19 protein-coding genes are annotated in these 20,230 nt (G+C 65.8%); 6 read left to right on the top strand and 13 right to left on the bottom strand.

The genetic code is table 11. The features are described 5' to 3' along the window. Positions 1 to 185 precede the first annotated feature (185 nt). The 3 genes from BPET_RS09030 to BPET_RS09020 form a co-directional block, all read right to left on the bottom strand. A complete protein-coding gene (locus tag BPET_RS09030; RefSeq protein ID WP_012248698.1) occupies positions 186 to 1,130 on the bottom strand; it encodes a CysB family HTH-type transcriptional regulator in 945 nt (314 codons plus the stop codon). Between the two features lie 205 nt (positions 1,131 to 1,335). Continuing rightward, positions 1,336 to 2,829 (bottom strand): CoA-acylating methylmalonate-semialdehyde dehydrogenase, encoded by a 1,494-nt coding sequence (locus BPET_RS09025; protein WP_012248697.1) that lies wholly within the window; start codon positions 2,827 to 2,829, stop codon positions 1,336 to 1,338. 75 nt (positions 2,830 to 2,904) lie between these two features. Beyond that, the gene (locus BPET_RS09020) at positions 2,905 to 4,122 is read right to left on the bottom strand and encodes an ABC transporter substrate-binding protein (RefSeq protein WP_012248696.1); all 1,218 of its coding nucleotides are present in this window, start codon (positions 4,120 to 4,122) and stop codon (positions 2,905 to 2,907) included. A gap of 147 nt (positions 4,123 to 4,269) precedes the next feature. Here BPET_RS09020 and BPET_RS09015 point away from each other — a divergent pair, with 147 nt between their 5' ends. Then, positions 4,270 to 5,190, top strand: coding sequence for a LysR family transcriptional regulator (locus BPET_RS09015; RefSeq protein WP_012248695.1), 921 nt, complete (start codon positions 4,270 to 4,272; stop codon positions 5,188 to 5,190). Positions 5,191 to 5,204: 14 nt separating this feature from the next. On the opposite strand, the gene lptF is transcribed toward BPET_RS09015, so the two are convergent. After that, positions 5,205 to 6,308, bottom strand: coding sequence for an LPS export ABC transporter permease LptF (gene lptF / locus BPET_RS09010; RefSeq protein ID WP_041862824.1), 1,104 nt, complete (start codon positions 6,306 to 6,308; stop codon positions 5,205 to 5,207). Between the two features lie 54 nt (positions 6,309 to 6,362). Between lptF and BPET_RS09005 the strand changes: the two genes are divergently transcribed. The 5 genes from BPET_RS09005 (at position 6,363) to BPET_RS25935 (ending at position 10,540) form a co-directional block, all read left to right on the top strand. Further along, positions 6,363 to 7,859, top strand: coding sequence for a leucyl aminopeptidase (locus tag BPET_RS09005; protein ID WP_012248694.1), 1,497 nt, complete (start codon positions 6,363 to 6,365; stop codon positions 7,857 to 7,859). Between the two features lie 17 nt (positions 7,860 to 7,876). Continuing rightward, complete coding sequence (locus tag BPET_RS09000; RefSeq protein WP_041862823.1) at positions 7,877 to 8,314, top strand: DNA polymerase III subunit chi; 438 nt, start codon at positions 7,877 to 7,879, stop codon at positions 8,312 to 8,314. A 15-nt stretch (positions 8,315 to 8,329) separates the two neighbouring features. Continuing rightward, positions 8,330 to 8,698 (top strand): hypothetical protein, encoded by a 369-nt coding sequence (locus BPET_RS08995; protein WP_012248691.1) that lies wholly within the window; start codon positions 8,330 to 8,332, stop codon positions 8,696 to 8,698. A 100-nt stretch (positions 8,699 to 8,798) separates the two neighbouring features. Next, positions 8,799 to 9,509, top strand: a complete 711-nt coding sequence (locus tag BPET_RS08990; protein ID WP_012248690.1) for a Bax inhibitor-1/YccA family protein — start codon at positions 8,799 to 8,801, stop codon at positions 9,507 to 9,509. 368 nt (positions 9,510 to 9,877) lie between these two features. Beyond that, a complete protein-coding gene (locus BPET_RS25935) occupies positions 9,878 to 10,540 on the top strand; it encodes a PliI family lysozyme inhibitor of I-type lysozyme (RefSeq protein WP_081482995.1) in 663 nt (220 codons plus the stop codon). Positions 10,541 to 10,924: 384 nt separating this feature from the next. Here BPET_RS25935 and recO read toward each other — a convergent pair whose 3' ends face one another. The 9 genes from recO to rpoE all read right to left on the bottom strand — a co-directional run bounded on the left by recO (position 10,925) and on the right by rpoE (position 20,023). After that, positions 10,925 to 11,512 carry a DNA repair protein RecO gene (recO, locus tag BPET_RS08980; protein ID WP_012248688.1) on the bottom strand — a complete coding sequence of 196 codons (588 nt, stop codon included), beginning with the start codon at positions 11,510 to 11,512 and terminating at the stop codon, positions 10,925 to 10,927. After that, positions 11,505 to 12,395, bottom strand: a complete 891-nt coding sequence (gene era, locus BPET_RS08975; protein ID WP_012248687.1) for a GTPase Era — start codon at positions 12,393 to 12,395, stop codon at positions 11,505 to 11,507. The genes recO and era overlap by 8 nt, the downstream gene beginning before the upstream one ends. Further along, positions 12,392 to 13,150 (bottom strand): ribonuclease III, encoded by a 759-nt coding sequence (gene rnc / locus BPET_RS08970; RefSeq protein ID WP_012248686.1) that lies wholly within the window; start codon positions 13,148 to 13,150, stop codon positions 12,392 to 12,394. The genes era and rnc overlap by 4 nt, the downstream gene beginning before the upstream one ends. Position 13,151: 1 nt before the next feature. Continuing rightward, positions 13,152 to 14,036 carry a signal peptidase I gene (lepB, locus tag BPET_RS08965; RefSeq protein WP_012248685.1) on the bottom strand — a complete coding sequence of 295 codons (885 nt, stop codon included), beginning with the start codon at positions 14,034 to 14,036 and terminating at the stop codon, positions 13,152 to 13,154. Between the two features lie 18 nt (positions 14,037 to 14,054). Continuing rightward, on the bottom strand, positions 14,055 to 15,848 hold the full coding sequence (gene lepA / locus BPET_RS08960) for a translation elongation factor 4 (protein WP_012248684.1): 1,794 nt from the start codon (positions 15,846 to 15,848) through the stop codon (positions 14,055 to 14,057). 496 nt (positions 15,849 to 16,344) lie between these two features. Continuing rightward, positions 16,345 to 17,814 (bottom strand): DegQ family serine endoprotease, encoded by a 1,470-nt coding sequence (locus BPET_RS08955; RefSeq protein ID WP_012248683.1) that lies wholly within the window; start codon positions 17,812 to 17,814, stop codon positions 16,345 to 16,347. A gap of 44 nt (positions 17,815 to 17,858) precedes the next feature. Next, positions 17,859 to 18,911, bottom strand: a complete 1,053-nt coding sequence (locus BPET_RS08950) for a MucB/RseB C-terminal domain-containing protein (RefSeq protein ID WP_041863720.1) — start codon at positions 18,909 to 18,911, stop codon at positions 17,859 to 17,861. Continuing rightward, positions 18,911 to 19,411 (bottom strand): sigma-E factor negative regulatory protein, encoded by a 501-nt coding sequence (locus tag BPET_RS08945; protein ID WP_012248681.1) that lies wholly within the window; start codon positions 19,409 to 19,411, stop codon positions 18,911 to 18,913. The genes BPET_RS08950 and BPET_RS08945 overlap by 1 nt, the downstream gene beginning before the upstream one ends. A 12-nt stretch (positions 19,412 to 19,423) precedes the next feature. Beyond that, positions 19,424 to 20,023, bottom strand: a complete 600-nt coding sequence (rpoE, locus tag BPET_RS08940) for an RNA polymerase sigma factor RpoE (protein WP_041862822.1) — start codon at positions 20,021 to 20,023, stop codon at positions 19,424 to 19,426. Between the last annotated feature and the right edge of the window lie 207 nt (positions 20,024 to 20,230).

Raw genomic sequence — 20,230 nt, 5'->3', positions numbered from 1 at the left:
TTGTACTCCAGATCGTTGCGACTGGAGTTAATGATAATGATTCCTATTTTTTAGTCAACACAAATGCGATTGGTTCTTATTTAATAATATTTATCGCCCCCTGCTCCGGCATAGCATCGCTCTCGCCGCACCCCCAAAAAGCAAAACCCGGCCTGAACGGCCGGGCTGGCGGGCAGGCCGGCCAGCTAGGCGGTACGGCTCTGCACCGCCTCGGCGACCACCTGGCGCGTGAGCGACGGCGCCATCATTTCCAGGAAGGTATAGACATAGTCGCGCAGGAACACGCCGGCCTTCACCCCGACGCGCGTGGTGTGCGTGCCGAACAGGTGGCCGACCGGCAGGCCCACCAGGTTGCCGTCGCGGCGCGGGTCGTAGGCCACGCCGGCGATGATGCCGATGCCCAAGCCCACGTCTACATAGGTCTTGATGACGTCGGCATCGATGGCCTCGAGCACGATGTCGGGATGGATGCTCTGGCTGGCGAACACCTCGTCGATGGTGGTACGGCCGGTGAAAGCCCGGTCGTAGGTCACGATGGGGTATTCGGCCAGTTGCGCCAGCGTCAGGTTCCTGGCCGCGCTGCTGGTGAGTTCGGCCAGGGGGTGGTCCGGCCGCACCACCACGGTGTGCTCCCATGCGTATACCGGCAAGGTAGCCAGCCCCGGCGTCAGCGCGAGCGACTCAGTCGCCAAGGCCAGGTCAGCCTGCTCGTGCAGCACCATCTCGGCCAACTGGCCCGGGCTGCCCTCGGCCAGCGACAGGTGCACCTTGGGAAACTGCTTGCGGAACCCCGGAATGACGCGCGGCAACAGATAGCGGGCCTGGGTGTGGGTGCAAGCGATGACCAGCCCTCCTTCGTCGCGGCGGGCGAATTCGTCGCTGACCTTCTTCAGGTTGTCGACTTCGCGCATGATGCGGTCGATGACCTGCGACACAGCCAAGCCGGGCTTGGTCAGCCCCTTGATGCGCTTGCCGTGCCGCTCGAAAATCTTGATGCCGAGTTCGTCTTCGAATTCGATAATGGCCTTGGACACGCCGGGTTGCGAGGTGTAAAGCATGCGGGCGGCTTCGGTCAGGTTGAAGTCGCGGCGGATGGTCTCGCGCACAAAACGGAATTGCTGCAGGTTCATGGTGGCCCCTGATAGACCGGCCAATTATAAGTAATAAAGAACCTGTTCTATATTATTTATTGATATAAGTTTAGAGGGGACACACGCCGCCTCGCCACACTCCTGCCGAGCGCCGCGCCCCTCAGGGCCATGTCGCCGCTTCCTGCCGCGGCGGCATCGGCCGTGGGTGTCCGGCCCCCTTTGGGGAGCCGGACATCCTGGGCGGTCAACGCATCGAGATGGTCGTGTTCACCGTGCGCCCGTGAGCCGACCAGCGCGCGGTCACGGTCTTGGTTTGGGTCCAGAACTGCACGGCCTGCTTGCCGTTGGGCCCCAGGTCGCCCAGCTTCGAGCCGCGCGAACCGGTGAAGCTGAACCAGGCCACCGGCACGGGAATGGGAATATTGATACCCACCTGCCCCACGTCGATGTTGTTTTGGAAGTAGCGCGCCGCGCCGCCATCCTGAGTGAACAGCGCCACACCGTTGCCGTTGGGGTTGCGATTGATGAAGGCCACCGCTTCTTCCAGGGTATCGACGCCCACCACGCTGAGCACGGGGCCGAAGATTTCTTCGGTGTAGATGGTCATGTTCTCGGTCACGCCGTCGAACACCGTGGGGCCCACGAAGTTGCCCTGCTCGAAGCCTGGCACCTTCAGGTTGCGGCCGTCGAGCAGCAGCCTGGCGCCTTCGTCCACGCCTTTCTGGATCAGGCTTTCCACCCGCTTCTTGGCGTTGGGCGACACCAGCGGCCCCAGATCGGCCTTGCGGTCGGTGCCGGCATTGACCTTCAGGCCCTTGGCCCGCTCGACGAAGTCGGGCAGCCAATTGCGGGCCTCGCCCACCAGCACCGCTACCGAGGCCGCCATGCAGCGCTGGCCGGCCGCGCCGAAAGCGGCGCCCAGCAGTTGGTTCAACGCGACTTCAGGGTCGGCATCGGGCAGGATCACGCAGTGGTTCTTGGCGCCCATCATGGCCTGGCAACGCTTGCCGGCATTAGAGGCGCGCTGGTAGATCTCGGAACCGACGCGGGTCGAACCGATGAACGACACGGCCTTGATATCGGGATGCTCGCACAGCCCGTTGGCGATCTCGGGGCCGCCATGCACGACGTTCAGCACGCCCGGCGGCAGGCCGGCCTCGAGCGCGAGCTGCGCCAGGAACAGCGAAGACGTCGGGTCCTGCTCGGACGGCTTGAGCACGAAGGTGTTGCCGCAAGCCACGGCAATGGGAAACATGAAGCACGGCAGCATCACCGGGAAGTTGAACGCCGTAATGCCGGCGCACACGCCCAGGGGCTGGATCAGGGTGTAGACGTCGATGCCGCCGGCGGCGTTCTCGGCGTATTCGCCCAATTGCAGGTTGGCAATAGAGCACGCATGCTCCACCACTTCGAGGCCGCGCCCTACTTCGCCCTCGGCGTCCGGCAGGGTCTTGCCATGCTCGCGGGTGATCATCTCGGCCAGCTTGGCGGTGTTTTCGCGCAGCAATTGCTGCAGCTTCAGCATGACGCGCATGCGCGCGCCCTGCCCGGTATTGCGCCAGGTCTGGAAGGCTTCTTTGGCATTGGCCACCGCCAGGTCCAGCTCCTCGCGCGTGGCGAAGGGCACGCGGGCGACCACCTGCTGCGTGGCCGGATCGATCACGTCGCGCCATTCGGTCGTCTTGGATTGCACGAGCTTGCCGCCGATCAGTAGCGGCACGCTGGGAACTTCACTCATGGGTTGCTCCTAATAGATTGCGGGATACTGCCGGCGCCCGGGGCAAGCCTGCGCGGCCCGCCCCTTGCAACCGTTTTACTGCTTCAGCAGCGGGCAGGTCGAATCCGCCAGCGGCTGGAAGGCCTCGTCGGCCGGGATGGTGGCGACCAGCTTGGAATAGTCCCAGCCGCCCTTCGATTCGCCCGGCTTCTTGACCTCGTACAGATACATGTCGTGGATGACGCGGCCGTCGGGCCGGATGCTGGCGTTGTGCATGATCGGATCCTTGATCGGCAGCTCGCGCATCTTGTCGGCGACCTTGCGGCCATCGGTGGTGCCGGTGGCGGCCACCGCGCGCAGATAGTGCAGCACGCTGGAATACACGCCGGCTTGCGTCATGGTGGGCTTGAGCCCGCGGTAGGCTTTTTCGAAGCGGCTCGACCAGGCGCGCGTGGCGTCGTCGTAGTCCCAATAGAAACCGTCCACATAAGACAGCCCCTGCGCGTTTTCCAGCCCCAGGGCGCGCAGATCAGACAGGAAGATCAGCAGCGACACCAGGCGCTGGCCGCCATCGACAATGCCAAACTCGCGCGCCTGCTTGACCGCATTGACCGTATCCTGCCCGCCGTTGGCCAGCGCGACCACCTGCGCCCTGGAGCTTTGCGCCTGCAGCAGGTACGACGCAAAGTCGGGCGCGTTCAGCGGGTGGCGCACCGAGCCAGTCACCGTGCCGCCCAGCGCCTTGACGGCCTTGGCCGTGTCGGCTTCGAGCGAATGTCCGAAGGCGTAGTCCACCGTGATGAAGTACCACGACTTGCCGCCCGCGCGCACCGTGGCCTTGGCGCCGCCCGCCGACTGCGAGTACGTGTCGAACATCCAGTGAAAGCCCACCGGCGAGCACTCTTTGTTGGTCAACGCGGTCGTGGCGGGGCCCGAGAACATCACTACCTTGTTCTTCTCGCGGGCAATGCCCTGCACGGCCAGCGCCACGGCGGAATTGGTGAGGTCGGCGATCGCGGTCACCCCATCCTGGTCGAACCACTCTCGCGCCCGCGCCGCCCCCACGTCGGCCTTGTTCTGGTTGTCGGCCGACACCAGCTCGATTTTCATGCCCTTGCATTCCGCCGCCAGGCAGTCGTCGATGGCCAGCTGGGCCGCGGCCACCGAGCCGGCTCCGCCCATGGCCGCATAGGTACCCGACATATCGGTCAGGATGCCGATCTTGACCGGCGGCTGTTCAGCCGCCATGGCCGGGCCGGCCAGCATGGCGCCCAGGCAGAAACCGGCGGCCAGCCCGCGAGCGTGCAGTGTCATGTTCATGTCTCCGGTGATTATTCGTATGTTTGTAGCCGGCCTGCGCGCGCAGCGGCGGGCCGGCCGGTTTAGTGTAGATGTGTAAAAATCATCAAGCAACAGCACAAATTGCACATTCGTTGTGCATTAATACACAAGGAAGCCGCTATGCTCGACTGGGACAGCCTGCGTTATTTTCTGGAAGTCGCCCGCACCCAGCGCGTCAGCGCGGCGGCCCGCCGGCTGGGGGTTGAACACACCACGGTCGCGCGCCGCATCCGCGCGCTGGAAGCCGAGCTCGACTCGCTGCTGTTCGAAAAATCGCGCAGCACGGGGTTTGTGCTGACCGAAGACGGGCAGCGCCTGTTCGTGTACGCCGAGCAGATGGAAAGCGCGGTGCAGACGGCCCGCGAAAACCTGTCGGGCATCGGGCAGGCCCTGTCGGGCCACCTGCGCATCGGCGCCACCGAAGGCTTCGGCAGCTATGTGCTGACGCCCCTGGCGGCCGACTTCCAGCGCCGCTATCCGCACATCACCCTGGACATCCTGCCGGTGCCGCGCTTTGTCAGCCTATCCAAGCGCGAGGCCGACCTGGCCATCACCATCGAGCGGCCGCAGCGCGGCCCTTACGTATGCACCAAGCTGTGCGACTACACGCTGCGGCTGTACGGCACCCCCGGCTACCTGGCCCGCCATGCCCCCATCGCCACGCGCGCCGACCTGGCCGGCCATACCTTCATCGGCTATGTGGACGAGCTGCTGTTCAGCGAACGGCTGCGCTACCTGGAAGACCTGCTGCCCGACAGCCGGGTCGTGTTGCGCAGCACCAGCGTCGTGGCGCAGTACCACGCGGCGCTGCAGGGACGCTCGCTGGCCATTCTGCCCTGTTTCATTGCCGCGCAGGACGCGCGCCTGGTGCCGGTGCTGGAAGACGACATCGCCATCACGCGCAGCTTCTGGATGTACTGCCACGAAGACCTGCACAAGCTCAAGCGCATGTCGGTGCTATGGGATTTCATGCGCCGCTCGATCGTGCGCAACGCGCCGCTGCTGGCAGGCCGCCAGGGCGGCATGCATTACCTGCCTTAGCGCCCCGGTGAGGCTCAGGACGACTGCTGGCGCGGCGCCTTGACGCGCAGGCGGCGCATCAACAGGTATCCCGCCAGCGCCAGCACCACCGCGTGCACGGCCCAGACGCCGATGCCGAAGGGCAGCTTGCCGCTGCTGATCCAGGCACGCGACAGATTGATGACGTTCATGTACAGCAGGCCCACCAGGCCGGCAATGAGCAGGTCGCCCGAGCGCCCCAGGCGCGGGTTCACCGCGCCCAGCGGAATGGCCAGCAACGCCAGGTTCAGGGCCGCGAGCGGCATCGACACCCGCCACATGATCTGCGACCAGGAACTGTCGGTGTCGTCGGCCACCAGCTGCATCGTGGGCCGGGCCTTGCTGGAACGCTCGGCCGCCGCGCGCGCCTCGGCAATGGGATCGCCCGATTTGCTTTCCAGGCGCACGCCATATTTGGCGAAATCGACCAGGCGGATTTCGGGCGTGCCGGGTTTCAGGTCGTAGCGGTGGCCGCGCCCCAGCACCAGGAAGCGGTCGCCATTGGGTTCGGTTTCGATGCGCGCGCTGCTGGCCGTCATGACGCTGTGCCATTCGGGGCCGGTTTCGCGCGCGAACACGTTGCCCAGTTCGTCGGACGCCTGGGTGGGCTCTTCGGCGAAGAACACGCGCTGGCCTTCGCCCGATTCGGCGAACTGCCCCGCCGTGACCTTGGACAAGTCGGAGCGCTGCTCGAAGCGTTCGCGGTATTCGGCGATCTGGCGATAGGCCCACGGCGACGCCACCAGCGTCAACACCGCCACCAGCCCCGCCACGGGTATCGCCACGCGCAGCACCGGACGCAGCCAGTCGGCCAGCGACAGCCCGCTGGCAAACCACACCACCATTTCCGATTCGCGGTAATTGCGCGTTACGGTGGTAAGCACCGCGATGAACAGCGACACGGCCAGCACGGTGGGCAACGCGGTAATGGTGGAAAAGGCCGCCAGGCCCAGCACCACATCGGCGCCGATCGTGCCGCCGGCGGCCTCGCCAAGCAGTCGCACCAGCAGCACGCTGAGCCACACTACCACCAGCGTGGAAAAGACCACCCCCGCGTGACTGGTGATCTCGGCGACGACAGACCGTTTGAATAGAGACATGTGAGAATATGCGGGATAATCAACCGCACTGCACCACGCACACGGGAATCCTCCATGGAATTTAGCACACAGAGCACAGCTTCCCTGCACCAGATCAAGACGGCCGCGCTGGCCGTGGGCGTATACGCCGATGGCGAACTCAGCCCGGCCGCCGATGTCATTGACCGCGCCAGCAACAATGCTGTGCGCCAGGTCGTCAAGGCCGAGTTCCGCGGCCGCCCCGGCGCCACGCTGGTGCTGCGCGCCCTGCCCGGCGTGTCGGCGCAGCGCGTGGTGCTGGTGGGCCTGGGCAAGCAAAGCGAATACAACGCGCGCGCCCATGCCGCCGCCGAGCAAGGTTTTGCGGCGGCATGCGTGGCCGCCCGCATCACCGAGGCCGTTTCCACGCTGGCCGCCAACTCCATCGCCGATACCCCCATCCGGGCCCGTGCCCGTTCGGCGGCCATCGCCGCCGGCGCCGCCACCTACCACTACGACGCCACGTTCGGCAAACCCGACCGCGACGCCCGCCCCAAGCTCAAGAAAATCGTGCAGGTGGTCGAACGCGGCGAAGCCGCGCAAACCCAGCAGGGCTTGCGCGAAGGCAGCGCCATTGCCCACGGCATGGAACTCACCCGCACCCTGGGCAACCTGCCCGGCAACGTGTGCACTCCCACCTATCTCGGCGACACCGCCCGGAAACTGGCGCGCGAGTTCAAGTCGCTGAAGGTCGAGGTGCTGGACCGCAAGCAGGTCGAGGCGCTGGGCATGGGTTCGTTCCTGTCGGTGGCGCGCGGTTCCGACGAGCCCCTGCGCTTCATCGTGCTGCGCCATGCGGGCAAGCCCGCCAAGAAATCCAAGGCCGGTCCGGTGGTGCTGGTGGGCAAGGGCATCACCTTCGATGCGGGCGGCATCTCGCTCAAGCCCGCCGCCACCATGGACGAAATGAAGTACGACATGTGCGGCGCGGCCAGCGTGCTGGGCACCTTCCGCGCCCTGGCCGAACTCGAACTGCCCCTCGACGTGGTGGGCCTGATCGCCGCCTGCGAGAACCTGCCCAGCGGGAAGGCCAACAAGCCCGGCGACATCGTCACCAGCATGTCGGGCCAGACCATCGAAATCCTCAACACCGACGCCGAAGGCCGCCTGGTACTGTGCGACGCCCTCACCTACGCCGAACGCTTCAAGCCGTCGGCCGTGGTCGACATCGCCACGCTTACCGGCGCCTGCGTGGTGGCGCTGGGGCACGTCAACACGGGCCTGTTCACGCAAGACGACGCGCTTGCCGACGCGCTGCTGGCGGCTGGCCGCCAGTCGCTCGACACCGCCTGGCGCATGCCCATGGACGACGCCTACCAGGACCAGCTCAAGTCCAATTTCGCCGACGTGGCCAACATAGGCGGCCCGCCGGCCGGCTCGGTCACCGCCGCGTGCTTCCTGTCGCGCTTTGCCAAGGCGTATCGCTGGGCTCACCTCGACATCGCCGGCACCGCCTGGCGCAGCGGCAAAGACAAGGGCGCAACCGGCCGCCCGGTGCCCCTGCTGATGCAGTTCCTGCTCGACCAGGCCTGACGGCCCCGGCTGTGCCGATGACGCGCATTGACTTCGCCTTCGGCGCCGCCGACCGCCTGCGGGCCGCCTGCCAGGCCGCCCGCAAGCGCTACCAGGCGGGCCAGCGGTTGGTGGTGTACTGCGCCGACGGCGCCCGCCTGGCCGCGTTCGACCGCATGCTGTGGGCGTTCGACGACGTCTCGTTCGTGCCCCATGTGCTGGCGACCGACCCGCTGGCCGCCGACACGCCGGTCATCCTGACCGCGGCCGCGCCCCAGCCCGCCGCCGCGGGCGACGAACCCTGGCTGCTCAACCTCGACGACGACTGCCCGCCGGGCTACGATGGATTCGCGCGCGTGCTGGAAATCGTCTCCGACGACCCCGCCGACCGCCAGGCGGCGCGCCAGCGCTGGCGTGTCTACCAGGCCGCCGGCCACACGCCGCACAGCCACGACCTCGCCGGCCGCACGGCATAGGCCCCAGGAGTCCCCATGCCCCACTATTCAGACCCTGGCATCCCCACCCTGACGCAGCGCGCCGAGCCCACCCTAGCGCCCGAGTCTGGCACGGCAGGCGCCGCCGCGCATGATGCCGACCTGCCCGTGCTGACTCAGGTTGCCGGCCACTCGGTCGCCGGCCTGCCAGCCGATGCCGCGGGCGGCGCGGGCCTGCCCCAGGCGGCCTGGAGCACCGCCGCGGGCGCCGCCGGCGACGCCGTACTGCGCGCGGCGCTGCAGGCCGAGCTGGAACAAGCCTTGCAGCGCGCGGTCGACGACGCCGCGGCCGGCCTGCGCGCCCGCCTCGAAGCCGAACTGCCCGCCCTGATCGAGCGCGCGGTACGGGGCGTGCGGCCGGGCTGAACCACGCAACACCTGACAGTAGATTTTTCAGGGAACTGTAAGGTATCCTAACCGTCTAACCCCATTGGGCAATCCCCTTTGCCGCAATCAGGAGCCGTCCATGAACGAATACCGTCCTTCTCCCTTCAACCGCTCCGGCAGCTATGCCGGCGCGCCGGGCGAAGTCGTCCGCAACAAGGTGCTGCGCAACACCTACTGGCTGCTGGCCCTGTCGCTGATCCCCACCGTGCTGGGTGCCGCGGTAGGCCTGTACACCGGCGTGAACCAGGTCATGATGGCCAGCCCCGGGCTGTCTGCCATCGTGTTCCTGGCGGGCGCCTTCGGCCTGATGTTCGCCATCGAGAAAAACAAAAACAGCTCGCTGGGCGTAACGCTGCTGCTGGCCTTCACGTTCTTCATGGGCGTCATGCTGTCGCGCCTGCTGGGCTTCGTGCTGGGCATGGGCAACGGGGCGCAACTGGTCATGACGGCCTTCGGCGGCACCGCCGTGGTGTTCGGCACCATGGCCACGCTGGCCACCACCATCAAGCGCGACCTGTCCAACATGCAGAAGTGGCTGTTCACCGGCGCGGTGGTCATCCTGCTGGCGGCGCTGGCCAACATCTTCCTGCAAATGCCCGCCCTGATGCTCACCATCTCGGTGCTGGCCGTGGTCATTTTCTCGGCCTTCATGCTGGTCGACCTGCAGCGCGTGGTCAACGGCGGCGAAACCAATTACGTGTCCGCCACCCTGGCCATCTACCTGGACGTCTACAACGTCTTCTCGAACCTGCTGATGCTACTGGGCATTTTCGGCGGCGATCGCGATTAAGCCCCCGGCTTTCCGGCATCCTGGGCCCGCCTTGCGCGGGCCTTTTTCATGTACAAGGTGCCCACTCTCTGCCGGAGCTTGCCAGATCCCTGGCTCCCGCCAGACCCCCTGATACGACGCTTGCCAGATCCCTGACTCGCGCCAGACCCCTGACACGATGCTTGCCAGATCGCTGACTCGCGCCTGACCCCTGACACGATGTTTGCCAGATCGCTGACTCGCGCCTGACCCCTGACACGATGCTTGCCAGGTGTCTGGCTCCCGCCAGGGTGCCTGACACCGCTGTGTGCAGAAGCCCTATGGCACATGGACACCCGGCGTGGCGCGTGCTACACGATAAGCATCCTGTTTCCCGACACGAGCCGCCCATGCCCCCCTGCCTTGGCCATGCCCCAGCCTGCCTTTTTCTCGCCACCCTGGTCGCTGCGGCGGCCCAGGCGAGTTCGCCTGCCGCCTGGCAGCAGCAAGAAGACAAGGCCCTGCGCCTGTGCGCCCAGGCGTCCGGCCTGGCGCAAACCGAGCAAGTGGGCATGCCCATGCAGTTCGACGACCGTTCGGGGCAAACTGCCCTGCTGATCCGCGGCACCGCTACGCAAGCGCATATGAAAGGGGCGGCGCTGACCATGCTGTGCCTGGTCGACCGCCGCAGCAGCCATGCCAGCGTGGTCGAATGGGCGGGTTCGTCCAGCCCGGCCGACGCGGCCGCGCCCGCGCCCATCGTGGTGCCGCTGGCCCAGGCGCCGGCCACCGTCGTGGTGGCCCAGGAACCGGGCGAGCCGGCCTCTATCGGCACCTACAGCGTCCGCCTGTACCGCGATCTGTCGATCGGCGACTATGCCGACGGCATCATCCGTCCGCGCGACGGCGAACTGCGCCAGGCAGAACTAAAGGATCTGGATAGCGACGGCCAGCCCGAACTGGCGGTCACGCTGGTCACGGCAGGCTCCGGCAACTACACCACCCTGGACGCATACAAAATACGGGATGGCGGGCGGCTGGAATGGGTGCCCGGATTGTCGAAGCGCCCGTGACGGGCCTGAACGGGACAGGCTTGAACGGGACGGACGTGAACGGGACGGACGTGACGGGGACGGAAATGAAGGGACGGAAGTGAAGGTGGTAGAAGTGAAAGTGTGCCGAGTGTCTGGCTCTCTTGTGGGCCGCGGTAGCCAGGTGTCTGACTCCCGCAGGGTGTCGGACACCGATGTGGCTGGACTATCGGCCCACTCAGGTGTCTGACACCCTGCGGGAGTCAGACACCTGCGCCGTTCAGAGTCGGCTGCGGCGATGGCGATGGCCACCGTCAGTTACAGCCACAGCTACAGCCAGCTACAGCCACCCACAGCCACCCACAGCCACAGCCACAGCCACAGCTACAGCTACAGCTACAGCCACAGCTACAGCCACAGTCACCGCTACAGCTTCTGCAGATCCAGCAGCACCCGCCGGGTGGCCAGCGGACGGCCCGCCAGGTTGGCGGCCAGGCGCTCGCGCAGGTCGCGGCGCAAGGCGGGCTCGATGGCGGGGTCGTCGAAATCGGGCGCTTCCTGGTCAATGCCATAGCCGGTTTCGCGCAACAGAGTCCATTCGAAGCGCCGCAGCGCGCCGGCCGCCCGCGTGCCGCCCGCCAGTTGCTGCAGGGCCGTGTCGTAGGCGTCGAACAGCGCCGGGTGCGCATCTTCGCGCGGCAACAGGCGCAAGAGCAACTCGTTCATGTACCAGGCCGACATCAGGGCCGTGCCGGCCAGGGGCCGCAGGCCCGCCACCTCGGCACGGGTCAGCGTCTTGACTTCGCCGGCGCCGCTCCAGGACAACAGCAGGGGCTGGAACGCCGACAACACAGGCCGCAGCACCGAATACGGGCGCTTGGCGCCCTTGGCCACCAGCGCCACGCAACCGTGCTCACGGGAAAAACTCTGGACGATCAGCGAGGTTTCGCGCCACGCGGTGGCGTGGAGCATATAGGCAGCGCAATCCTGGACGCGGTGCGCCCGTCTACTCATAGCCCAGGTCGCGCAGCGCGCTTTCGCGATCGGACCAGCCCTTGCGCACCTTGATATACACCTCGAGGTGCACAGGCTTGTCGACCAGTTTGGCGATGTCTTGGCGCGCTTCGGTGGCGATGCGCTTCATGTGCACGCCGCCGGCGCCTAGCAGGATGGGCCGATGGCTGTCGCGTTCGACCACCACGCAGGCCGCCACGCGCAGATTCTTGTCGGTTTCTTCCCACTGCTCGATGACGACGGTACAGCCGTAGGGCAGCTCGTCGCCAACCAGCCGGAAGATTTTCTCGCGCAGCAGCTCGGCGGCGATGAAGCGCATGGGCCGGTCGGTCAGCGTGTCTTCTTCGAACAGCGGCTCGCCTTCGGGCAGGCGCGCGGCGATTTCATCCAGCAGCTGGTCGAGCTGCTGCGACTTGACGGCGCTGACCGGCACCACGGCGTCGTAGGGATGCTGCGCAACAATCTTGGATACGAAGGCGAACAGCTCGTCGCGCCGCTTCACGGCGTCGATCTTGCTGACCACCAGGATAGTGCGCCTGGCGTCGGGCAGCAGCGGCAACAGCTTGGCGTCGCCGTCGGTCCATTTGCCCGCCTCGACCACATGCACCACCACGTCGACCTCGGCCAGGGCCTGGGTGACCACGCGATTCATCATGCGGTTCATGGCGCCGCCGTGGCGCGTCTGGAAGCCCGGCGTATCGACGAACACGAACTGCTCGTGTTCGCGGGTGAGCACGCCATGGATGCGGTGGCGCGTTGTCTGCGCCTTGCGCGAGACAATGGAGATTTTCGAGCCGATCAAGGCATTGGTCAGGGTGGACTTGCCCACATTGGGGCGCCCGACCACGGCAACGAAGCCGGTTCGGAAAGGGGTATTGCTCATTTGACCTCTTGGGCCACCGCCACCGGCAGTGACAATTGCGCGGCTTTGCGAGCCTTGCCTTGCTTGCGCACGGCGCGCGCGGGACTGGCTGCCTGCGCGGCTTCAAGCGCCAGCTTGGCGGCCGATTGTTCGGCGGCGCGCCGGCTGGCGCCGGGCGCCACCACTTTGATTTCGAGCGCCGGAATGGCGCATTCGACCTCGAACTGCTGGCTATGGGCCGCGCCATGCGTGGCCACCACGGTATATAGGGGCAGGGCCAGCTTGCGACCCTGCAGGAATTCCTGGAGCAGGGTCTTGGCGTCTTTGCCCAGCGTCTTGGGGTCGACGCTGGCCAGCACCGGCTGGTATTGCCGCACGATCACCTTGCGCGCCGTATCGAAGCCGCCATCCAGGAACGCCGCCCCGAAAATGGCCTCGACCGCGTCGGCCAGGATGGACGGACGCCGGAAGCCGCCGCTTTTCAGTTCGCCCTCGCCCAGCCGCAGGTATTGCGACAACTCCAGCCGCTGGCCGATGTCGGCCAGCGAGGCCTGTTTGACCAAGTTGGCGCGCAAGCGCGACAAATCGCCTTCATCGAGTTTCGGAAAGCGTTCGAACAACATGGCCGCCACGACGAAATTCAGCACGGAATCGCCCAGGAACTCGAGGCGCTCGTTGTGGCGAGCGCTGTGGCTGCGGTGCGTCAACGCCTGCTCAAGCAGAGCGGCGTTGCCGAAGCGGTGATCCAGGCGGGTTTCCAGCGTGGCGAGGGACATGTCAGTTAAAGCTGCCGATGCGGCTGAGATCGCTGAAGTTCATCCAGATGAAGAATGCCTTCCCGACGATATTAGCGTCAGGGACGAACCCCCAGTAGCGGCTGTCGGCGCTGTTGTCCCGGTTGTCGCCCATGGCGAAATAATGGCCTTCGGGTACTTTGCAGCGTACTCCATTACGGGCGTAATCGCAGTTGCTCAGCCCCGGAAACTTCCAGATAGGCCCGTAAATCTGCGATTTTCCTTCATCAAGCAGGATATCGTGGCTAACGTCGCCCAATTTCTCTTTATACTGAGCAATGTACGAAACCCTGTCAGGCTCGAAATACTCGCCGTCGCGCTGGTGCGGCACCAGTTGACCATTCACGTAGAGCTTTTTGTCCACATACGCGACCTCATCGCCGGGCAGGCCGACAATGCGCTTGATGTAGTCCACGGTGGGGTCGACCGGATACCGGAACACCACCACGTCGCCGCGCTGCGGCGCACCGACTTCGACGACCTTCTTGTCAATGATGGGCAGCCGGATGCCGTAGCTGTACTTGTTGACCAGGATCAGGTCGCCCGACTGCAGGGTAGGCAGCATCGAGCCTGACGGAATGCGGAACGGCTCGACGACGAAAGATCGCAGCACGAACACGAACAGGATCACCGGAAAAAAGCTGACGGCGTATTCAACCCACCAGGGAATGCGCCCGGCCGCCGCGGCCGCCTCTTGGCGCAGGCGCGCGGCTTCCTGGGGGTCGGCGGCATACGCGGTGTCGACGCCGTCGGCCGCGGCCTGCGCGCGCTGCGCGCGGCGGCGCCGCAGCACGGCCACGTCGAGCACCCAGATGATGCCGGTAACCACCAGCAGCACAAAAAGTATCAGCGCAAAATTCCAGCTCATATAAAGGCCTTTTTCTCGCTACTTGTCTTCGACTTGCAGGATGGCCAGGAACGCTTCCTGGGGGATCTCGACGCTGCCCACCTGCTTCATGCGTTTCTTGCCGGCTTTCTGCTTTTCGAGAAGTTTTTTCTTGCGGGTGATGTCGCCGCCGTAGCACTTGGCCAGCACGTTCTTGCGTAGCGCCTTGACGTTCTCGCGCGCGATGACCTCGGCGCCGATAGCCGCCTGAATGGCCACGTCGAACATCTGGCGCGGGATCAGCCCGCGCATGCGCGTGACCACGTCGCGCGCGCGATAGCGGGCATTGGCCCGGTGCACGATCATGGCCAACGCGTCGACGCGGTCGCCGTTGATGAGCAGGTCGACCCGCACCACGTCGGCCGAACGGTATTCCAGGAATTCGTAATCCATCGAGGCATAGCCGCGCGACACCGACTTGAGCTTGTCGAAGAAGTCGAGCACGATCTCGGCCAGCGGAATCTCGTAGGTCAGGTGCACCTGGCGGCCGTGGTAGCTCATGTTGATCTGCACGCCGCGCTTGTTGTTGCACAACGTCATGACCGGACCCACGTATTCCTGGGGCATGAACAGCGTGACCTTGACGATGGGCTCGCGGATGTCGGCGATCTTGCCCACTTCGGGCATGCGCGCCGGGCTATCGACGATTTCGATGCTGCCGTCGCGTTGTTCGACTTCGTACACCACCGACGGCGCGGTAGTGATGATGTCCATGTCGAACTCGCGCTCGAGGCGCTCTTGCACGATTTCCATGTGCAGCAGGCCCAGGAAGCCGCAGCGGAAACCGAAGCCCAGCGCCTGCGAGACCTCGGGTTCGAACATCAGCGCGGCATCGTTGAGCTTGAGCTTTTCGAGCGAATCGCGTAGTTGGTCGTATTCGGAGCTTTCTACCGGATACAGGCCGGCGAACACCTGCGGCTTGACTTCCTTGAAGCCCGGCAGCGGCGCGTTGGCCGGCTTGCCCGCCAGGGTGACGGTATCGCCCACCTTGGCATGCGCCAGCTCTTTGATGCCGGCAATGATGAACCCGACCTCGCCCGCGGACAGCTCGGTGCGCGGCTGCGACTTGGGCGTGAACACGCCGACCTGCTCGCACAGGTGGGTGGCGCCCGAGGCCATCAGCAGGATCTTGTCTTTGGGACGCAGCACGCCGTTGATGATGCGCACCAGCATCACCACGCCCACGTAGTTGTCGAACCAGGAGTCGATGATCAGGGCCTGCAGTGCGCCGTCGGGGTTGCCCTGAGGCGCCGGCACGCGGGCCACGATGGTCTCGAGGATCTCGTCGATGCCCATGCCCGTCTTGGCGCTGGCCAGCACCGCGTTCGAGGCGTCGATGCCGATGACGTCTTCGACCTCTTGGCGCGCGGCGTCGGGATCGGCCTGCGGCAGGTCCATCTTGTTGAGCACGGGCAGCACTTCGACGCCCAGTTCGATGGCGGTGTAGCAGTTCGCCACCGTCTGGGCCTCGACGCCCTGCGAGGCATCGACCACCAGCAGCGCCCCTTCGCAAGCCGACAGCGAACGGCTGACTTCGTACGAGAAGTCGACGTGCCCCGGGGTGTCGATGAGGTTCAGGTTGTAGGTCTTGCCGTCCTGGGCCTGGTATTGCAGCGCGGCGGTCTGGGCCTTGATGGTGATGCCCCGCTCGCGCTCGATTTCCATGGAGTCCAGCACCTGCGCGGACATTTCGCGCGCCGCCAACCCGCCGCAACGCTGGATCAGGCGGTCGGCCAAGGTCGATTTGCCGTGATCGATGTGGGCGATGATGGAGAAATTGCGGATATGCTGCATAAGGTGGGTTTATTAGGGACAAAACACGCGCGGGCACAGGCGCGACGGCGCTCCGGCGACCAGCCAAAAACGAGGGGGCGCAACGCGCCCCCTTTTGCGGCAACTGGCTATTTTATACGGGTTCGCCCCACATAATCTCGCCGCCCCGCCCGGCAGTGTTTTCCGCCTGGGCTGCACGCGCCTGGCCGGCCTGGATTTCCCGCAGGCATCCAGGCGCTTCCGCGAGTGTCAGGCTGCTCCCCAGGTGCGGACTGCCCCCCAGGTGCGGACTGCTCCCCAGGTGTCAGGCTCCGCAAGGTGCCTGACACCGCTGTAAGCAGCAACTGTCGCCATGATTTGACGGTGTCAGGCACCTTGCGGAGCCTGACACCTGGCACACCAGGGAAAACTCCCGAGCCGTAAGCAGCCCCCACACCGGCGACGCCGCGGATCCGGCTCCGCCGGTGCGCCGGCATCGCCCCTTTTAGGGCAAAGCGCGGCGCTTCGCGGGGTGGCCCTACTTCTCAGGCTCGACCGCCACCCATTGGGTCTGATCGCCGCGGCGTACCAGCAGGCCAGCCGCCTTGCCCTTGGGCAGCTTGCCCACCAGCTTGTTGAATTGCTCGGCGCCGGTCACGTCGGTGTTGTTGACCGCCAGCACGATGTCGCCCGGCTGCAGGCCGGCCGCACCGGCGGCGCCGTTGGCGGCGCGCACCTGTACGCCGCCCTTGATGCCCAGCTTGCGCTGGACATCGGCAGGCACGTCGACCACGCGCAGGCCCAGCGCATTGCCGGCGTGCTCGGGTTCGACCGGGGCGTTGTCGGACGAGGCCGCCGTGGTGTTGGTGAGCTCGCCCACCTTGACCGACAGGGTCACCGTCTTGCCGCGGCGCCACACTTCCATTTCGGTGCGGGTGCCCGGCTTGGTTTCGCCGACGATGCGGGGCAGATCGGACCAGCGCTTGATGGACTCGCCATGGAACGAGGTGATCACGTCGCCCGGCTTGACGCCGGCGTCATCGGCCGGGCCGTCGGATTCCACGTTGCTCACCAGCGCGCCTTCGGCCTTGGGCAGGCCGATGGCCTCGGCCACGTCTTTGCCCACTTCGCTGATCTGTACGCCGATGCGGCCGCGGGTGACCTTGCCGCTGGCGCGCAGTTGATCGGCCACGCGCATGGCTTCGTCGATGGGAATGGCCAGCGAGATGCCCATGAAGCCGCCGCTGCGCGAAATGATCTGCGAGTTGATGCCGACCACTTCACCGCTCAGGTTGAGCAGGGGACCGCCCGAGTTGCCGGGGTTGACGGCCACGTCGGTCTGGATAAACGGCAGGTATTCGCCGGTATCACGCCCGATGGCGCTGACGATGCCGGACGTGGCGGTGGAATCGAGGCCAAACGGCGAGCCGATGGCCAGCACCCACTGCCCTTTCTTGAGCTGCTTGGGGTCGCCGATGGGCAGGGCCACCATGTTCTTGGCCTCGATCTTGATCAGCGCCACATCGGTGCGCTCGTCGGTACCAATGACCTTGGCCTTGAACTCACGCCCATCCGTCAGGGTGACGTAGATGTCGGCGGCGTCGGAAACCACATGGTTGTTGGTCAGGATGTAGCCGTCATCGGAGATGAAGAAGCCGGACCCCACCCCGCGCGGCACCTTGCGCTCTTCGGGAGCCTGGCGCGGCTGCGGCTGCTGCGGTTGCGGCATGCCGGGCGGCTGGAAATCGGGCCCGAAGAACCAGCGGAACAGCTCGTAGGGATCGTTGCCGCCGGCGGGCGAACGGACCGGCACGGTGGCGGTGGTACGGATATTGACCACGGCCGGATCGGCCTTGGCGATGATGCTGCTGAAATCGGGCAGCGCCACCGTGGGCGGGGGTGAAGTCTGGGCTTGCGCGGGCCCATACGCCCCCGCCAGCATGATGCTGGCCAAAAGGGCCAGGAAAAAGCGCCGGAAAAAGAGAGTCGACACTGAAAGCGTTTGCATGAGAGAACTCCGAAAATTCCCCAAACCTTTTTGCAGGCTTTTTGTTATTGAGACGAGGCTGGCACGTATTCGGTGGAAGTGGCCAGCTGCTCGAGCGTGGCGGCTGGCACTTCGCCCAGGGCGGTCAGCCAGAAGTCGGCAATTCGCGTGCCATAGATGTTGATGGCGCCGCGGCGCGCGGCGCCCGGCGATAACGGATGGCCGTGCCCGGTATCGTACGGCTCGATGAATACCGAAATGGCCGCAAGCCCGTCGGACAGCACCAGTTGGTTCACGTTGCTGTGCCCCATGGAGCGCTTGACCTGCATGACGGCCACGAAGCCCTTGGGCGCGGGAATGCGCCAGCCCTGGGCGGCCAGGTCGGTGGGCTCGATGCGCGGCTGCAGCACTTTCCAGTCGCGGGTGCTCCAGCGGGAAGATAATTCAGAGGAATCGACCTTGCCGCCCACGCGGATGGACGTGAACGAGACCTGCTCGACCACGCCCTGTTTGGCGTCGATGGTCTGGGCCTTGAGCAGCAGATTGGTGTCGACGTCGGCGCACAGGCGGTAGCCGTAGCGCAAGCCGTCGCGCGGCGCGATGGTGATGACGCGGCACTGGCGATCGGCCACCCGGTGCAGCTTATCTTCGGCCCGAATGTCGTAGTGTTGCGCCAGGTCAGTGGGATTGCCCAGCAACAGGCCCGGGAAGCGGTCGCCGCGGCGCGGCTCCATCAGCACGGTCTTGCGTTCGGGGATCAGGCACTGGATTTCGTCGTTGTGGCGCAGGTATTCGCGCGGCTGCCCGTCGAGGATTTCCAGGCGCTCGCGCTCGCCCGTGCCATCGATGACATGCACCAGGCGCGACGATTGGATGACTTCGCCCTGCTGGTACAGGAATACGCCGGCGTAGTCTTGCTTGCGGGCGGCCTGCTGGATGTCGTAGAGCAGTTGGATAGACCCGGCCGGAGCGGGTTCGGCGGCCCGGGCGGCCTCGTGGGCGGCCGCGAAGACCATCAGGAACACAGCGGTGAGAGCCCATCCGGCCCCATGCGCGGACCGGCGGCCCCACGGGTGGCGGCCCAGCACCGGTCGACAGAACTGCTGCAGCTGTGCGATCAACGTCCGGCTCCGGCATCGAACGAGACCTGGCGCACCGCGCTGGGACCCGCCATCTGGCGATGAGCCTCGAGGTAATCGCGCAGCCCCGGCGTTTCGGCGGGCGAAGCGTCGGCCAGCACGCGGGTTTCGGCGGGACGGCTGGAGCCGCCCATGATGTACGGTTGCGCCACCCAGGCCACCGTGGCTACGGCCGCGGCCACGGCCAGGCCGGACAGGCCCATGCGCAGCGGCGAACGACGGCGCTGCGGAGCCACGATGGGCAGCTCGGCGTCCAGGGCGCGCGACAGGCGCGCGTGGAAGCTGGCGCTGGGGCTGACGGCCAGGTCGGTGTTGCGCAGCGCATCGCCAATGAGGTGGTAGGTGTCCCAGGTCCGGCGGCCTTGCACAGTGGCGAGATCGGGAAAAATATCTTCGGACGCTTCGCCGTCCATCCAGGCCGATATCGATTCTTCAAGGGATATATCGGTATCTGCCGAGGATTTGACTGTTGATTGCATGACTGCCGCTCCTTACCAACGACGCTCGGCATCGGTGTCCAGCAGGGGACGCAACCGGGTGGCAATAGCTTCGCGCGCACGGAAAATGCGCGAACGCACGGTACCAATCGGGCAACCCATGCTCTGGGCGATGTCTTCGTAACTCATACCTTCGATTTCACGCAGCACGATAGCGGTCCGGAGCTCTTCGGGCAATTCCTCGATGACCGCGTTGACCGTTTCGGCGATCTCGCGACTGGCCACCATGGATTCCGGCGTGCTGATATCGGTTAGGTTGTCTGTTTCGTTAAAAGTTTCACCATCTTCGGTCTCGATGGCGTTCGGCGCGCTGGGGCGGCGTCCGGCCGACGCCAGCCAATTGCGAGCCGTGTTGACCGCGATACGGTACAGCCAGGTGTAAAAGGCGCTTTCGCCCCGGAATTGGGGCAGCGCCCGGTAGGCCTTGATGAAGGCTTCCTGGGCGACGTCCTCGATTTCGGCCGGGTCACGGATCATGCGGCCCAGCAGACGCAGGATCTTGCGCTGGTACTTGAGCACCAGCAGGTCGAATGCCTTTTTGTCGCCGCGCTGCACGCGGGCGACCAGCTCGGCGTCGATATCGCGCTCGCTCATGCGGGCCTCGGGGCAGGCGTGTCCAGGCGCTGCGCCGCCCCTGCCAGCAGACAGAGCCGGCGCCAGCGGGCCGGGGACACAGCGGGCCGCCATACGGCGACCCGCAAATTTGTAACCGCCCGCCCTGCGGCGGGATCGGGCTGTAATCGCAATTCGAGCCAGCAGGGGCCGCGACGGGCGTCTCGTAGCGTGGCTGCATGCCAGCGG

The sequence above is a fragment of the Bordetella petrii genome (genome assembly GCF_000067205.1).
Classification (GTDB): domain Bacteria; phylum Pseudomonadota; class Gammaproteobacteria; order Burkholderiales; family Burkholderiaceae_B; genus Bordetella_A; species Bordetella_A petrii.
This window is presented reverse-complemented; position numbering and strand designations above follow the sequence as displayed.

Coding starts and splice junctions, on each gene's coding strand:
- BPET_RS09030 (WP_012248698.1), bottom strand. CDS start 1,130: ATGAACCTGCAGCAATTCCGTTTTGTGCGCGAGACCATCCGCCGCGAC.
- BPET_RS09025 (WP_012248697.1), bottom strand. CDS start 2,829: ATGAGTGAAGTTCCCAGCGTGCCGCTACTGATCGGCGGCAAGCTCGTG.
- BPET_RS09020 (WP_012248696.1), bottom strand. CDS start 4,122: ATGACACTGCACGCTCGCGGGCTGGCCGCCGGTTTCTGCCTGGGCGCC.
- BPET_RS09015 (WP_012248695.1), top strand. CDS start 4,270: ATGCTCGACTGGGACAGCCTGCGTTATTTTCTGGAAGTCGCCCGCACC.
- lptF (WP_041862824.1), bottom strand. CDS start 6,308: ATGTCTCTATTCAAACGGTCTGTCGTCGCCGAGATCACCAGTCACGCG.
- BPET_RS09005 (WP_012248694.1), top strand. CDS start 6,363: ATGGAATTTAGCACACAGAGCACAGCTTCCCTGCACCAGATCAAGACG.
- BPET_RS09000 (WP_041862823.1), top strand. CDS start 7,877: ATGACGCGCATTGACTTCGCCTTCGGCGCCGCCGACCGCCTGCGGGCC.
- BPET_RS08995 (WP_012248691.1), top strand. CDS start 8,330: ATGCCCCACTATTCAGACCCTGGCATCCCCACCCTGACGCAGCGCGCC.
- BPET_RS08990 (WP_012248690.1), top strand. CDS start 8,799: ATGAACGAATACCGTCCTTCTCCCTTCAACCGCTCCGGCAGCTATGCC.
- BPET_RS25935 (WP_081482995.1), top strand. CDS start 9,878: ATGCCCCCCTGCCTTGGCCATGCCCCAGCCTGCCTTTTTCTCGCCACC.
- recO (WP_012248688.1), bottom strand. CDS start 11,512: ATGAGTAGACGGGCGCACCGCGTCCAGGATTGCGCTGCCTATATGCTC.
- era (WP_012248687.1), bottom strand. CDS start 12,395: ATGAGCAATACCCCTTTCCGAACCGGCTTCGTTGCCGTGGTCGGGCGC.
- rnc (WP_012248686.1), bottom strand. CDS start 13,150: ATGTCCCTCGCCACGCTGGAAACCCGCCTGGATCACCGCTTCGGCAAC.
- lepB (WP_012248685.1), bottom strand. CDS start 14,036: ATGAGCTGGAATTTTGCGCTGATACTTTTTGTGCTGCTGGTGGTTACC.
- lepA (WP_012248684.1), bottom strand. CDS start 15,848: ATGCAGCATATCCGCAATTTCTCCATCATCGCCCACATCGATCACGGC.
- BPET_RS08955 (WP_012248683.1), bottom strand. CDS start 17,814: ATGCAAACGCTTTCAGTGTCGACTCTCTTTTTCCGGCGCTTTTTCCTG.
- BPET_RS08945 (WP_012248681.1), bottom strand. CDS start 19,411: ATGCAATCAACAGTCAAATCCTCGGCAGATACCGATATATCCCTTGAA.
- rpoE (WP_041862822.1), bottom strand. CDS start 20,023: ATGAGCGAGCGCGATATCGACGCCGAGCTGGTCGCCCGCGTGCAGCGC.